Source organism: Cyclobacterium sp. SOCE241 (assembly GCF_056867545.1).
This window is the reverse complement of record NZ_CP149779.1, coordinates 3243714-3259527: the sequence shown is the minus strand read 5'-3', so window position 1 is coordinate 3259527 and position 15814 is coordinate 3243714. Positions and strand designations below refer to the sequence as shown.

The window sequence follows — 15814 nt, the reverse complement described above, 5'->3', positions numbered from 1 at the left end:
TTTAATTTACTCCCTATTCTTTCGTTTTCAAGGTATTAATGCTCTTCTGTTGCTTACTGATATTTTAAGAATACCGAAAATTCAATACATAACCTATAGATAAATTTACGTTAAAGACAGAGTAGGACAAGGACATTTATGTAATTTTGAAGGAATTTTCACTTGAAGAGACTATTGTCGCTTGTATTATGGGATTAAAATGGGTCAAAATAAAAGGCGTTTGGCCGAATAGGTAAAAAACCCAATTCCTAATCCTAGTGGAACAATTGTTGTGAGTAAAAACGTTATGAAAAGAATTTTGGCTATATGCCTTGTGCTTGTCATTGGCTTCGAAAGCATTTCATGGGCACAATCTCCCTTTACTTACCCAGACTCCTGTTGGTCATTCAAGAAGGAATTGCCAGTTATTATGGTGTTCGATTTCATAATCGTCGGACAGCGAATGGAGAAGTTTACAATATGCGGGAATTTACCGCGGCCCACAAGCACTTGCCTTTTGGAACTTTGGTGAAGGTGACCAATCAAAAGAACGGTTTGCAAGCCATTGTAAGAATAAATGATCGCTTGCCGCAAAATTCCAAGCGAATAATCGACCTTTCCAAAGGGGTAGCCCAGCATTTAGAAATGGTAAATGATGGGATTGTTGCTGTGAAACTTTCGCTATTAAGTGCTTCGGCTGTAGAATGGTTGAGAGACCAATACAATACTGTGCCCCAAGATATTCGCCTGAGGAGTTATTATCCTGAAATAAGCGTTAAGAAAGATGAGCAAGAACTTACTAAAATTAAAAAGAAAGTATTTTGACTGAGCTTAGCCCTACGGAGATACTGTTATAGCCTTTGTAATTATGGAAAGGAAAAGGTAAAATAATACCACATCCAATTGGGTAGCTTAAGCTAGCGTATATGATTTAAATTGGATAGAAATGTTGAGGTAAAAGGCTTTTTATATTTTTTAATGCTGTTCAGTTTATGTTATGGTCGTTGCATTATATTGTTTACTTTTGGTGACTTAAAATCCCTTTAAATTAGCATTGTTATGAGTAAAGTGAGAGCTAAAAAGCATTTAGGCCAACATTTTCTAAAAGACTTAGGTGTGGCAGAGAAGATAGCCGGAGCACTTACTGGGCATAGGGGTACCAATGTAGTGTTAGAAATTGGACCGGGGATGGGCGTGCTAACTGATTTTTGTTGGAGAAAAATGGGATTTACATCTGATAGAAATAGACAAAGAATCTATCCATTATCTTGAGAAAAAATATAAGCCGGATTCACTTACCATCATTGAAGGGGACTTCTTGAATTATTATTTCAAGGATAAATTAGCGGGACCTCATGCGATTATTGGCAATTTTCCTTACAATATTTCCAGTCAAATATTTTTTAAAGTATTGGAAAAGAGAGAACTGGTGACAGAAGTGGTAGGAATGTTGCAGAAAGAGGTGGCGGAAAGGATGACTGCGAAAAAAGGAAACAAGACCTATGGTATTTTAAGTGTTTTGTTACAAGCTTACTATGATGTGGAATATTTATTTACAGTGCCACCGGAAGTATTTGACCCTCCTCCCAAAGTGAACAGCGGTGTGATCCGCATCAGCCGAAACAATGTAGAGAAGTTGGATTGTGATGAAAAGCTGTTTTTCAGACTTGTCAAACAGGCTTTTAGTACCAGAAGGAAAACCCTAAGAAATGCATTGAAACCAATGGGCCTTTCAGATGAATTTAAAGCATTACCAATATTAGATTCAAGGGCCGAGCAACTGGGAGTAGATGAATTTGTTCTTTTAACCCAACAACTAGAAACATCTTGGAAGAATTAAACTCATTTGAGCTATCCAAGGAATACCTGGAGGCGCTCAGGGAAAATATAGAAAGTGAAAATGTAGCCTTTATTCAGGAGTCCATGTTGGACATCAATAAAGCAGATGTTGCTGCGATATTGGATGAGTTGGACATGATGGAGGCCCTATTTGTCTTAAGGGCTTTGGATCCTGATTTTTCTGCGGACATTCTCAATGAGCTGGATGAGGACCCTCAATACAAAGTAATTAAGGCCATGCCCCCTGAGGAATTGGCGACTTTGATAGATCATATGGACTCAGATGATGCGGTGGATATACTCAATCAACTGGTTGTCAATGATCGGGAAGCGGTGATTAGCCATCTAGCCGTCAAAGAAAAGTCCTTGTACATCATTGAGTTACTTCGGTATGACGAGGACAGTGCCGGTGGTTTGATGGCCAAGGAGATCATAAAGGCCAACCTTAACTGGACGGTGGTACAGACCATCGATGAGATTAGGAGACAGGCAGAAAACGTCGAAAAGATCTTCAGCATTTATGTGGTGGACAATAAAGAGCAGTTACTCGGTAGGGTTGCCCTTAAAAAGTTGATTTTAGCCTCTTCAAATACCAAGGTGGCAGATTTGTATGAAGAAAACATCATATCTGTTCCCACCTATATGGAAGGCGAAGAGGTGGCTGAAATCATGAGAAAATATGATTTAGAGGCTGTCCCTGTGGTGAATGTGAAAAACAAACTGGTAGGACGAATTACTGTAGATGATATTCTTGACTTGATAAGAGACCAAGCAGAAGAAGATATTCAGGCCATGACAGGTTTCTCAGACGATGTGGAGGAATCCGACTCTGTGTACCGACTGTCAAGAGCAAGATTACCTTGGCTATTGATTGGAATGGTTGGCGGACTATTAGGGGCAGGATTTATCGGCTTCTTTGAAGAAGGGCTAAATGCAGTGACAGCTTTGGCATTTTTATCCCACTTATTACTGCCACAGGTGGTAATGTGGGTATTCAATCCTCTACTTTAATCGTTCAGAGCTTGGCCAATCGTTCCGTCTTTGAAGATAGTCTCACAAAACGTTTGCTAAAGGTGTTTTTAGTGGCCGTGTTGAATGGACTGGTTTTGGCCTTATTTGTGATGGGAACGGTGGTTTTTATATGATAAGGAGGTTAAGTTTGGCTTGGTCGTGAGTATTGCCTTGTTCAGTGTGGTTTTACTTGCCTCATTTATGGGAACCCTCACACCGATAATTCTAGATAAGTTGGGGATAAATCCAGCCATGGCATCCGGGCCTTTTATTACCACGGCCAATGACCTGATGGGTTTAGCCGTTTACTTTATGGTTGCTACTTTATTGTTGAATCTTTAATACATACATGAAAATTTTAATCATTGACCTCATGCATGAGAGCATAGTGCCCCTATTGGAAGAAAAAGGGCATGAGGTGCATTATAGACCGGAGATCGATAGGGAAGGTATTCTTCAAATTATTTCTGACTACCAAGGGCTGGTAATCAGGTCCAAAACGCCTATTGACCGGGGCTTATTGAAAAAAGGGGCGCAATTAAAATTTGTTGCCAGGGCAGGGGCAGGTTTGGATAATATTGACCTGGACTATTTGGAGCAAAATTCCATAGCTCTCTATTCAGCTCCTGAAGGCAATCGAGATGCGGTGGCAGAGCATGCTCTTGGTATGCTCCTGGCTTTGTTTAATCACTATATACAGTCAGATCAACAGGTAAGGAAAGGTGTTTGGGACAGAGAGGGGAATAGAGGTGTGGAGCTGTGTGGTAAAACTGTAGGGATATTTGGCTATGGCAATATGGGGGCGGCTTTTGCTCAGCGACTCAAGGGCTTTGGTGTGAAAATACTTGCCTATGATAAATACAAAAAGGGCTTCGGCGATGAAAATGTACAGGAATGCAGCTTTGAAACCATTCAAGCGCAAGCGGATGTATTGAGTATTCATGTGCCTTTGACCGAAGAGACCAGGGCTTTTTTTCACCTGAGGTGATTCAAGGTTTCAAGAAGCCTTTTTATTTGATCAATACAGCCCGTGGTGAGGTTATCTCTGTCAAGACATTGATACAGGAACTTCGGAGTGGAAAAATAAAAGGAGCTGCTTTGGATGTATTGGAAAAGGAAAAGCTCAAAAGCTTGACACCAATGGAGCGCGCCTCTTTTGAGGAGCTGACCACATTCAAGCAAGTCCTTTTTTCGCCGCATGTAGCAGGGTGGACCAATGAGTCTTACCGGAAGATAAATGAGGTTTTAGTAGCTAAAATTGCCGGTCAATGGAAGGGTTAGTGTCTTAATAAAAGATAGTTAAATTGTAAAATATGAATTCTTATTTTATCTTTGCGTATAGAAAATAATGGAAGCATATGGAAACGGTCTCAAGGTTGAGGCCGTTATTTTATTTAATAAGAGGCTAACAATTAATAAATATGGGAAGCATACAGTATTATACAGAAGAAGGATTGCGGAAGCTCAAAGATGAGCTTCAGTTCCTAAAGACCAAGGGCAGAACAGACATTGCCAAGCAAATTGCGGAAGCCAGAGATAAGGGTGATTTGAGTGAAAATGCAGAATATGATGCAGCCAAAGATGCTCAGGGGCATTTGGAATTGAAGATTGCCAAACTGGAAAACGTCATTGGTAATGCCAGGGTATTGGACAACTCCAAAATGGATACGTCTAAGGTAGGTATTCTATGCACTGTAAAAATAAAAAATGTAAAAAATGGCATGACAGTTTCCTATACTTTGGTTTCTGAGGAAGAAGCTGATCTTAAACAAAACAAGATTTCCTCAGCATCTCCCTTTGGTAAAGGCCTTTTGGGAAAGAAAGTCGGAGATATTGCTCAAATCCAAGCCCCTGCCGGTTTGGTAGAATTTGAAGTGCTTGAAATAAGCATATAATTTTTTAATCCCGGTTGCGATGCATCGGGATTTTTTGTGATCAATCATTAACTTCCTTACTTATGCCTTCTATTTTCACAAAGATTATCAACCGAGAAATACCGGCACATATCGTTGCTGAGGATGAGCAACATATTGCTTTTTAGACATCATGCCCTTGGTAAAAGGCCACGTATTGGTGGTGCCCAAGGAAGAAGTAGATTACATCTATGACCTGGATGATGAATTGTATTCTAGTCTTCACCTTTTTGCCAAGAAAGTCGCCAAAGCCCAAGAGTCAGTCATCAAATGTACCCGAATAGGTGTGGCTGTCATCGGCTTGGAGGTACCTCATGTACATATCCATTTGGTACCGCTAAGAAGCATGGATGATATCAATTTCAGCAGGCCAAAGCTACAATTGGAGCCTTCAGAAATGGAAGAAATTGCCTCAAAAATTAAGCAAGCTTTCGATCAAGCGAATTAAAACCTTCCCCTTTCCCTTCGGCTCCGCTCAGGGTCCGGTTATCTTAATACCAACCTTTTTGAATTCGCTTATTGGGCTGACTCAACATTAAATTAGTAATGCAATAAGCTATTCTGAAAAATCAAAATCCCCTTCAACAAAGGGGGACAAAGGGGATTTTACCGCAAACTGTATATCGGTCGTAAATAATAAATAGAAGAACCTATCCCTTTCCCGGCGGTTGATCGAAGCCGAAGTAATAGGGTGATGCAAACGTAAAAGCTACTCCTTCGGCTCTGTAGTTCTTTCACCTTTTACTTCTCCGTGAATCACTTGTAGCTGTTCAACACCTTCAGTGTTGAGTGTAGGGGTGTTTGCCTTTCCCGTGGGTTGCCACCCACGGTTATTATAGTTCAGACCCTTCAGGTCTGTTTTTTTAGAAAAGTGGATTGTTTTATTACCATATACCTTCCAACCGGATCGTCCTTGCGAAGCCATTCGGTCAAAAAGGTAAACAACCTTCCGTCGGCTGAGCGGAGCCGAAGTCCGGTTATCTTAATACCAACCTTTTTGGATTCGCTTATTGGACTTACTCAATATTAAATTAGTAATTCAATAAGCTAATTTGAATACTCAAAATCCTCTTTATAATAAAGGGTGAGAAATGGGGTGGTGTGAAATGTAAATCTAAAGTTGTATTTAAATAATTATCGGTAAACTTTATTTAGGACAAGTATTCATCACAGATAAATCCCGAATTGCTCAAATATTTCGCCCCTGCAGGGCTTAGGTTGCAATATTGATTTTCCACACAGGGCTTCACCCTGTGCTATTATATCTGACCCTTTCAGGGGCGGGATTGATTGGTTGGAGTTGCTGTTTAACCTCATTGAATTTTTAGTTGAAAATGAACTTATAATCGGGATATTTTTTTGATTTTGCCCTGAAAGGGCATAGTGACTTAGCACAGGGTGTCAGCCCTGTGGCAATAGGTAAATATTTAAACCCTGTGCCCTGGATGGGTGGCAATCTCAGTTTGTCCTTTTCAGGATCCGGATAATTTCGGCTAAGATTCAAATTATTGAGAGATAAAAAAATAAATCCATCTTTTTCATATTAACTATTTAGTAAATTTCATACTAACTTATTTGTATTTTAAAACCTAAAAAAGTAATTTGAATAGAATTGATTATGTTTTATCCTAAATAACCATCTTATGATTGCGAAAAATGCAGTTTCTATTCAATTTCCGGAAGCCGATCTTCAGGCCGTAAAAGAAGCTTTGGCCACCTTGAAAACCATCCTTGGTCCACAGCTGATTGCACTTAGTCCATCCGAGCGTCAAACAGTTCCCAAAATGAGTGATGGCACCCTTCCCTTTGTGGAAAAGGTAATGGATTATGCCCAATCAGACAATCAGTTTTTACCTCCTTACGTTGATTTGCAAGAATTGGAGAAAGACTGGTTGGCTGTAAAAGAGCTGATGCCGCTGCTAAGAGATTTGCAGCAATTGGAAAGCAATCTAAACGATACCCTGATGATGGCAGGCTCAGAGGCCTATGTGGGAGCGCTCAGCTATTACAATTCCGTGAAGTATGGTGCCAAAGTAAATGCTGCCGATGCCAAGGTGATTTATGAAGACCTGAAACAAAGATTTGATAAATCAGCTAAGAGGGTAACCAATTGAACTGAAACCTAAAAATGAAAAGTTGCTTATGTCACCTACAACAAGTTGATAGGTACAGTCGGGATGTACTATTCATCAAAATTGTCCTCCGGGGTTTATGAGGTAGTGGTAGTAGAAATTAAGTCTATTTTCTAGTTTTTCAGACGCAACAACATTACTAAATTTTACGGTATAATGCTCAAATATGTAATTGTTCTATTTTTTAGGCAATAATTTTAATTTTAAATAGTGAGTGTTCAAAATATCCTTATATTTAAAAATTAAGCAACAATAAACCCTAAAATGCCTCAATTTAAACTTGATTCTTTTTCAAGTGAAAAGTTCAATATTAATAATTTGGAGTCCCCCGAATTATTAAAAGATAGTGTGTTGTGGGATGAATTCAGAAAAGGTAGTATTTGAATAATAATCGGTAAACTTTATTTAGGATAAGTATCCATTACTTATAAATCCCGAATTGCTCAAATATTTCGCCCCTGCAGGGCTTAGGTTGCAATATTGATTTTCCACACAGGGCTTCACCCTGTGCTATTATATCTGACCCTTTCAGGGGCGGGATTGATTGGTTGGAGTTGCTGTTTAACCTCATTGAATTTTTAGTTGAAAATGAACTTATAATCGGGATATTTTTTGATTTTGCCCTGAAAGGGCATAGTGACTTAGCACAGGGTGTCAGCCCTGTGGCAATAGGTAAATATTTAAACCCTGTGCCCTGGATGGGTGGCAATCTCAGTTTTCACTTTGACCTATCCTGAAAAAAACACAAATAAATGTGTGAAATGAAAAGAAAGAGTAAACCTAATCTAGGACGTGGCACTTGTTTTTTTGCCTTTCTGCATTTTTCGCAGACCATAGGCCCCAAATATTATTTTGGAAATTTATCTTTTTATTTCGGGAATTGGCAAGGGCTGATTAAATTTGCACATGGCAGAACAGATTTTAATCCTAGACTTTGGTTCTCAATACACGCAGCTTATCGCCAGACGTGTTAGAGAACTGGATGTATATTGTGAAATTCACCCGTACAATAAAATTCCACCCATCACTTCCGATATTAAGGGAGTTATCCTTTCCGGGAGCCCTTGTTCTGTAAAGGACAGTGATGCCCCTGATCTCGATTTGACCCCTTTGAGAGGGAAACTTCCCCTATTGGGCGTTTGCTATGGTGCCCAGTTGATGGCACAGAAGTTTGGCGGAGAGGTAAAGCCCTCAGATACCAGGGAATATGGCAGGGCCAGGCTTTCATATTTAGATACCCATTCGCCTTTATTAAAAGAGATGACGCATGATTCTCAGGTGTGGATGTCGCATGGTGATACGATCAAAGAGCTACCGGAAGGTTTCGATATTATAGCTAGTACACAGAATGTAAAGGTAGCAGCCTATCAGGTTCAAGGAGAGGAGACCTTTGGTATTCAATTTCATCCGGAGGTAACCCATTCTGAAGAGGGGAAAAACCTCTTAAGAAATTTTGTGGTTCAGATTTGTGATTGTGCTCAGGATTGGACATCCGATGTGTTTATAGATGCTACAGTAGCTTCATTGAAAGAAAGTATAGGAAAGGATCGTGTAGTGATGGGCTTGTCCGGGGGTGTAGATTCATCCGTGGCAGCTACCCTTATTCATAGGGCCATAGGTGATCAACTTACCTGTGTCTTTGTTGACAACGGTTTGTTAAGAAAGAATGAGTTTGAAGAAGTCCTGGATTCCTACAAAGGTATGGGACTTAATGTCATTGGTGTGGATGCCAAGCAGAAGTTTTATGATGCTTTGGCAGGCATATCAGACCCTGAAGGAAAAAGAAAAGCCATCGGAAAAACCTTTATCGAGGTTTTTGATGATGAAGCCCATAAAATCAAGGATGTAAAATGGCTGGGACAAGGCACCATTTATCCGGATGTGATCGAATCCGTTTCTGTTAATGGTCCTTCAGCGACCATTAAATCTCACCATAATGTAGGTGGATTGCCTGATTTTATGAAACTTAAAGTAGTGGAGCCACTGAACACACTTTTTAAAGATGGCGTAAGGGAAGTAGGTAAAGCTTTGGGAATAGCAGATACGATCATTGGAAGGCATCCTTTTCCGGGCCCCGGGTTAGGGATCAGGATATTGGGTGATATCACAGCCGAGAAAGTGCAAACCCTTCAAGAGGTCGATCATATATTTATCCAAGGTCTAAAGGATGCAGATTTATACGATGATGTATGGCAAGCAGGATCTATGCTACTACCGGTTCAGTCGGTAGGGGTTATGGGTGACGAAAGGACATATGAAAGAGTGGTGGCGCTTAGGGCGGTGTCTTCCGTAGATGGGATGACAGCGGATTGGGTGCATTTACCTTACGATTTCTTAGGAAAGGTATCCAATGATATCATCAATAAAGTCAAAGGAGTAAATAGGGTGGTGTACGACATCAGTTCCAAGCCGCCTGCAACCATTGAGTGGGAATAAAGAAAACATAAAAAGCCTGATATCTTCATCAGGCTTTTTTATGTAAATGCCCTTAAGGAAAATTTAATTTCGTAATTTTGAATGGTTGACTGGTTTTTGTGAAAAAAGGTACGAAGTTTGAAACTACACCATTAAAGCGTTCTTCACCAAATGAAAATATTACTATACTTTCTAATTCTAATCCTGCCTGTAATGCCTGCATTTTCTCAGGAAGGCTTTGAGCAGTTTGAGCAGGCAAAAAAACAAATTCAGCAAGGTAATCAATCGGAGGCCATGGAGTTGCTACGGCCTTATCTTGACAAAGAAAAATTTGCTTCCCTTTCTGATTATGCAAGGTTTCATTTTGCCAGGGCAGCCTATGAAAACAGGCAGTTTGAGCTAGCAAAAGAGGCTTTGAACTCCTTGTTAGATACTCGTGGGTTTGCAAAAAAGGACGATGTACGTTACTTATTGGCTTTGTGTTATTTCCAGCAGTCTACACCCAATGGTGCTTTGCGGTTGATCAAAGAAATCTCAGACGAAGATTTAAAAGAAGAAGCTTATCGTGCCACTTATAATTTTCTTAAAGTAAGTGCCTCAAGTTCACTTGCTGTTCAATATGGCCTTTTTCCCGAAAATGATGGCTTGGTAATGGCCCTTAAGCAAAGACTGGAGACACAAGGATCAATGTCGACAAACGAAAGAAAGCTTTACGATCAAATAAAAAACAGGTCTTTTTCTAAAGGGGATGGAAATACTTTTCTAGCAGAGAAGGATGATGTTTTAGATATCGCAATAGTGTTACCATTCAATTATGAAGGCAGGTCAGGTGCACAATTTTTGAAAGCCAATAATTTTGTTTTGCAGCTTCACCAAGGTATTAAATTGGCTTTGGAACAAGCCCAATCCAATGGCGTAAAATTAAACTTTAAGACTTTTGACACTGAAAGAAATGATGCGAAGGTAAGAGGTATACTCGAAGATCCATTTTTGCAAAAGGCTGATATTGTTATCGGTCCGCTATACCCTGAAGAGACAGCACTTGTAGCTAATTATGCAGCAAAAAATAAAATACCTCAAATAAATCCCCTTTCCAATATTGATGACAATATCAATGGCTACGAGTACGCCTATTTATTTAGACCATCCATAAAGGCCATAAGTCAAAAAGTATTGAACTACTGCAGAAAATTTGAGGGCAGGAGGGTCGCCTTGGCCTATTCAGGAACCAGTAGGGATGAGTTGTTGGCAGGGAGCTTTGCAGAAATGGCCAGAAAGAGTGGGCTTCAAATAGTAAGAAATCAAAAGGTTTCGACCAGAGACATGCATGAGTTTTTCGAAAGTCTGGACTTGAGTGCAAATGGCAATCCTGAGGCTGATATTATGGTAGTATTTTCTGATGACCCCAATATTGCTTCACCAACCTTTGGACTTGTAGAGTCTTTAGGTGCAGGGATGCCTGTGGTGGTGATGGAGAGCTGGTTGTATTTTGACTTTGCCAATTATGACATGATGGAAGCGCAAAACTTTCATTTTATAGGTAACAATACGGTTGACTTTAACAATGAGCTCTTGGATGATTTTAGAGAGAATTACTTAAATGTTTACAAGGATTACCCAACTTCCTTTGCCTACATGGGCTATGAGTTGGCAGATTTTGTAACAAAGGTCATCAATGATGAAGAAGGGTTTGATTTTCAGAAAAACCTTGACCGAAGCAATTTTATTGAAGGAAATTTGACCTTTGGTTTTGATTTTTCAGGAGTGAAATTTAATAATTACGTCCCCATTTTAAGTTTGGTGGATGGCGTTTTGACTATTGAAGATTAATTGAAAATGAATACAAGTAAAAGCAAGCAACTTTTTGAGAAAGCGAAAGAATTTATTCCGGGTGGAGTAAACTCACCTGTCAGGGCTTTTAAAGCTGTTGGAGGAGATCCATTGTTTATTTCTCATGCAGAAGGTGCCTATATCTATGATGTAGATGGCAATGAGTATATCGAAGCCATTAACAGTTGGGGGCCAATGGTGCTAGGACATAACCACCCTTTGGTGCGTGAGGCCGTAATCAAAGCCATGGAAAAAGGGACTTCCTTTGGAGCACCTACAGGCATGGAAGTAGAAATAGCGGAACTGATTACCAAAATGGTTCCTTCCGTAGAGAAAGTAAGGATGGTAAATAGTGGTACTGAAGCCACCATGTCCGCAGTAAGACTTGCAAGAGGGTTTACCGGAAAAGATAAATTTTTAAAATTTGAAGGGAACTACCATGGTCATGGAGATAGCTTCCTGATTTCAGCAGGCTCAGGGGCCATTACAATGGGTAACCCCGATTCCCCCGGAGTTACTTCAGGAACAGCCAAAGACACCCTTTTAGCTCCTTTCAATGACTTGGAGAAAGTCAAAGAAGTTGTGGAGGCGAATAAAGGTGAAATTGCAGCCATTATATTGGAACCGGTTGCGGGAAATATGGGCTGTGTATTGCCTGAACCGGGCTTTTTGGAAGGTTTAAGGGAAATTTGTGATGCGGAAGAAATCGTGCTGATTTTTGATGAGGTAATGACCGGGTTTAGGTTGTCTCCCGGAGGTGCCCAACAGTATTTAGGGGTTACACCTGATCTCACCACTATGGGTAAAATTATTGGTGGTGGAATGCCGGTAGGAGCATATGGCGGAAAAGCCGAAATTATGGATTTTGTCTCTCCTTCAGGACCTGTTTACCAGGCAGGAACACTTTCAGGAAATCCCATTGCCATGTCAGCAGGACTTACTATGCTTAAATACCTGGATGAAAACCCTAATGTATATACTCAGTTAGAAAAAACAGGCGAAACCTTGGTGACCGGCCTTAAAGATAGTCTTAAACGTGTGGGGCTTCCTTATACCATCAATAATTTGGGAAGCATGTACACGCTTTTCTTTACAGACCAAAAAGTAAAGAACTTTGCAGATGCCCAAACTTGTGACACCGGTATATTCGGGAAGTATTTTAGAGGAATGCTTGAAAAAGGTATTTATCTGGCTCCTTCTCAATTTGAAAGTTTGTTCCTCTCAACTGCACTCGAGGACACCCACTTGAATAAAATTCTTGAGGCTAATGAAAAAACCTTAAAGAGTCTATAAATAAGTTTAGTTGGGCTTAGCAATAAAAAAGGGCTTTTGGTTTTCCAAAAGCCCTTTTTGTTTAGGTATGGGTTGCTAAAGAGATTAAAAGGCTTCAATAATACGTTTAACTATTCCTTTATCGTTCTCAAGATCCGATGGAGCCGATTCGCTACTTTCAGCGTAATCTATAAGTTGTTCAATTTTTACTACTGAAGCTGCTTTGCCTTCTTTTTTGATTTTTTCCATCAACTCAGCTGCAGCTGCTTTTTGACTGTTGTTTTTCATGGCCAATAATACAAGTGCCTGCTCTTGGCTATTGATGTTGACCTTGTCTGCCTGTGCAATCACAGCCTCTAGGTAATCACGGGATTTACTTTGCTCATTTTTTGCTTTATATACCATTGCCGACAGGTAATCTTGTAAAATTTCTTTGGGGGTATAGGGTTTACCTACCCCCAGATTTTCAGGCCAAAGCCTGGATTTTTCAATTTTGGTCAATGCAGCATTCCATCTTTTGGCTTTGATGTCCTGCAATGTTGCATTAAGGTAAACGCTTTCATAAAGTGTTCTTCCTCCACCTGCACCTTCATGTGGTAAAACTTCAATTTTATCCAGTAATTTCATCGCGGTTTTGTATTGACCGGCCTGGTTCAGCAATTGAATGTATTCCATTTCCAAAACATAATTTCCCGGAAAAGCTTTTACTGCTTCTTTTACCAATGATAGTGCCTTCTGGTTTTCTCCGTTGTTGTCAAAATGCTTGGTGAGTTGAAACCAGGTTCTCCATTGGGATTGATCCATGGACAGGGCTTTTTCCAGGTCTTCCTGTTTCTTTTTATCCTCTTGCTGATCCAATAATAAAGCCCTGCTTAGATAAAAGTAGCTTCATCCGCTGATTGTCCAATTGCTTCAATCAACTGATGTCCCTCTTCTTCTTGTCCCAAAGCCATTAGGTTAAGGGCAAGGTAATAATCCACCTTCCAAGAAGAAATTTCAGACTTTGCCCACTTAAGCATAGGTAATGTTTCTTTCCGGAATGGCAGTACAAATGCTGAGGGCTGAGTGATCATCTGATTCAATTGTTCATCCTTTTGGGCAGGGTCCAGATAGGCCAACCACAAATTCACCAGTGGGTGTTTGGGGCTGTTTTCTAGCAGTTGAATCGCGATTTCTTTTTGCTTGTACTTATTGTACACAGCAGCCAATTCCAAATAGCTTTGAAAAGGCATTTCATTTTTTATCATTGCTTTGAACTTTTCCAGAGAAGATTGAGACTTGTCAAGTAGGTAGTGCTCAAAGCGAATGAAATGGTTGAGCGGATCTATTTCCCAAAGCTGATCCAGGGTTTTTAATGCCTGTGCTTTTTCTCCTTTTAGCCTTTGGCTGACGGCCAAAACCTGTAGGGCCATGATATTGCTTGTGTTGTTCTGAAGGGCTTTGTTGGCAAAATCTACAGCTTGATTGAGTTGCCCATCTGCCAAATATAACTCCGACATGATGGCATAAGCTGAAGATCGGAACTCCATAGATCGTGCGGCCCAACCGAAAGCTTCAAGGGCCTGATTGGTTTGTCCCAACGCATTGTAAATGCTTCCGGCAACAAAGTTTGCCTGATGGTCAAAATAGTCGGTAGCCAATGCTTTGTAAATATTGTCTAATGCTTCCTCATACGCTGTGTAGCGCAAAAGTAGTTCGGCATAATCTATCCTTGCCTGTAGATGTCCGGGTTCGTTTTCAAGCAATTGCTCGTAGGCAAGCCTTGCTTCTTTATAATTGCGGCTATAATAGTACTGCCGGGCTTCAAAGTACAGTTCTTGGTTTTCAGATAGTTGTGGTGCCTTGGTTTTATCAAACGGGCGAGACAGTTTCATCTCGTCTTTATCGGTCCATTTATACAGCTGCTCACCTGCGAAAATTACCTCCAGTTCTTTGACCGGCTGATCATATTTTATTTCATGGTTGATTGCCTCCATCGGCATGGCCTGAACAGCCACTGTTTGTTCCTGCTTTCCATTGATAAAGATTTCCAGTTCACCATCCACCTTTTGGAATGGATTGAACCCTAAGCTGATCAAGTTATCGGATTGTTTCACATGTACTACACCAGTTTTTGAAACATCACTTATGCCACCAATATCTTTTACCGGAAACCAGTAATTGGACCATTGATCAAGTGTATAGGGGCAAAACCTGCCTTAGTAAGTGGTGTTTCTACGCTTTTTGATGGTGAAAATTGATTCAACATCCTTCCGGCCTGAAACTCCATGTATTGGCCATCGTTGTCCGTTAAAAGGTCTTCCCAAATGCCTCCATTTCTAGACAAGGCCCATAACCAAAGTTTTTTTCCCGGGCTGTCGTCGTAAGTAGAGAAATGTCCAAAACCAATTCCTTTATTGTGAAAATATCCGCCAAAATGATTTAAAAATGAGCCCGCAATGTGTTGGGACTTGGCTCCACCGAAATTATTGTTTTTGTAATGGTTAATGGCTATTCCATCTTGGATTGGCCAGTCTTTCACCTCTCCACTGTGTTGTAAGGCTATGTGGCCCGGGTAATAAAACTCTTGGTCGTTGGCAACATGAGCTGCAGCGGTCATCCAGTTGTAATAAGGCTGCCGTAATGGTTCAGGATTGTACCAGATGCCTTCAGTTTCAAAAAGGCTTTGTCCTTAGGTAGGTTGATTTTGACTCTCCACTGTGTTCTGGAAGGAAGGTCAATGGTGCCCACCACGCAGGTAATGCTGCCGTCTTCATTCTCATAATACATATAGTCTACAGGGCTTGCGGTGGCCGGAGAATGACCGATGATGCCAAAATTAAACTCTATGCCACCTGATGTCCAAGGGCCTCGCATGGCAATATTCCTGAATTTGACTACTTCATTTTCATAGATAAAATCTTCACCGGTAGATTTTTCTATGGCACCCCAAATCCGCCCACCGATTTGAGGCATGACAGTGATTTTTAGATAATCATTTTCCATGGTGATAAGGTCCCATTTTATTTTTCGGGTTTGGTACTATAACCTTCAAAATTAAAATAAGGGTAAATATTTGGTCTGTAAGCCAGAGAGGGTACAGGGTTGGGGTCAGAAAACGGATAAGTCTCAAAAACGGTAGGTTGTTGAGAAATCTGCACTTCCTGTGCTAAACCAAGGTTTGCCGTGGTTAGCATTACTGTTAATAGAACTGCTATTTTTAAATTCATATAAATTAGGTGTTTGATTAGGGTAGTTTCATGGATTTTGGCTATAATATAAGCAATTAGCCTGATCTTAGTGGTAAGATGTTTTCAAGGTTTTGATGGTATAGGTGTTCTGTAATTGATCAGAATTAAGGGGCTTGCCAAAAATTCATGTTTAGGTACTAGGGTAAAATTTCGATATTCTAAGCTAGAAATCAATGAATTTTTGATGAGGGGT

At 40.3% G+C, this 15814-nt stretch carries 10 protein-coding genes and 5 pseudogenes; 10 read left to right on the top strand and 5 right to left on the bottom strand.

The features are described from left to right. Positions 1–342: 342 nt before the first annotated feature. The 6 genes and pseudogenes from WG932_RS16265 (at position 343) to WG932_RS16240 (ending at position 5190) form a co-directional block, all read left to right on the top strand. Positions 343–804 (top strand): septal ring lytic transglycosylase RlpA family protein, encoded by a 462-nt coding sequence (locus WG932_RS16265; RefSeq protein ID WP_483084707.1) that lies wholly within the window; start codon positions 343–345, stop codon positions 802–804. A gap of 234 nt (positions 805–1038) precedes the next feature. Then, a pseudogene (rsmA, locus tag WG932_RS16260) lies at positions 1039–1819 on the top strand (16S rRNA (adenine(1518)-N(6)/adenine(1519)-N(6))-dimethyltransferase RsmA). Then, positions 1807–3171: pseudogene (mgtE, locus tag WG932_RS16255) on the top strand (magnesium transporter). The pseudogenes rsmA and mgtE overlap by 13 nt, the downstream one beginning before the upstream one ends. Before the next feature lie 7 nt (positions 3172–3178). After that, a pseudogene (locus WG932_RS16250) lies at positions 3179–4110 on the top strand (2-hydroxyacid dehydrogenase). A 140-nt stretch (positions 4111–4250) separates the two neighbouring features. Further along, entirely contained in the window at positions 4251–4724 is a 474-nt protein-coding gene (greA, locus tag WG932_RS16245) for a transcription elongation factor GreA (protein ID WP_014019090.1), read from the top strand. Positions 4725–4786: 62 nt separating this feature from the next. Beyond that, positions 4787–5190: pseudogene (locus WG932_RS16240) on the top strand (HIT family protein). A gap of 261 nt (positions 5191–5451) precedes the next feature. On the opposite strand, the gene WG932_RS16235 reads toward WG932_RS16240, so the two are convergent. After that, complete coding sequence (locus WG932_RS16235; RefSeq protein WP_483084706.1) at positions 5452–5667, bottom strand: hypothetical protein; 216 nt, start codon at positions 5665–5667, stop codon at positions 5452–5454. 718 nt (positions 5668–6385) lie between these two features. Here WG932_RS16235 and WG932_RS16230 point away from each other — a divergent pair. The 4 genes from WG932_RS16230 (at position 6386) to hemL (ending at position 12412) form a co-directional block, all read left to right on the top strand. Continuing rightward, positions 6386–6856 carry a hypothetical protein gene (locus tag WG932_RS16230; RefSeq protein ID WP_483084705.1) on the top strand — a complete coding sequence of 157 codons (471 nt, stop codon included), beginning with the start codon at positions 6386–6388 and terminating at the stop codon, positions 6854–6856. Between the two features lie 924 nt (positions 6857–7780). Beyond that, positions 7781–9310, top strand: a complete 1530-nt coding sequence (guaA, locus tag WG932_RS16225; protein ID WP_149392006.1) for a glutamine-hydrolyzing GMP synthase — start codon at positions 7781–7783, stop codon at positions 9308–9310. A 150-nt stretch (positions 9311–9460) separates the two neighbouring features. Next, positions 9461–11119, top strand: coding sequence for an ABC transporter substrate-binding protein (locus WG932_RS16220; RefSeq protein WP_483084704.1), 1659 nt, complete (start codon positions 9461–9463; stop codon positions 11117–11119). Between the two features lie 6 nt (positions 11120–11125). Further along, positions 11126–12412, top strand: a complete 1287-nt coding sequence (hemL, locus tag WG932_RS16215; protein WP_483084703.1) for a glutamate-1-semialdehyde 2,1-aminomutase — start codon at positions 11126–11128, stop codon at positions 12410–12412. An 84-nt stretch (positions 12413–12496) separates the two neighbouring features. On the opposite strand, the gene WG932_RS16210 is transcribed toward hemL, so the two are convergent. From WG932_RS16210 to WG932_RS16195, 4 genes and pseudogenes are all read right to left on the bottom strand, one after another. Continuing rightward, positions 12497–13249 (bottom strand): tetratricopeptide repeat protein, encoded by a 753-nt coding sequence (locus tag WG932_RS16210; RefSeq protein WP_483084702.1) that lies wholly within the window; start codon positions 13247–13249, stop codon positions 12497–12499. 14 nt (positions 13250–13263) lie between these two features. Beyond that, the gene (locus WG932_RS16205) at positions 13264–14487 is read right to left on the bottom strand and encodes a tetratricopeptide repeat protein (RefSeq protein WP_483084701.1); all 1224 of its coding nucleotides are present in this window, start codon (positions 14485–14487) and stop codon (positions 13264–13266) included. Between the two features lie 47 nt (positions 14488–14534). Continuing rightward, positions 14535–15346 (bottom strand): annotated as a pseudogene (locus WG932_RS16200) (DUF5107 domain-containing protein). A gap of 47 nt (positions 15347–15393) precedes the next feature. Next, positions 15394–15600: a hypothetical protein gene (locus tag WG932_RS16195; RefSeq protein WP_483084700.1), complete on the bottom strand. Its 207-nt coding sequence runs from the start codon at positions 15598–15600 to the stop codon at positions 15394–15396. Between the last annotated feature and the right edge of the window lie 214 nt (positions 15601–15814).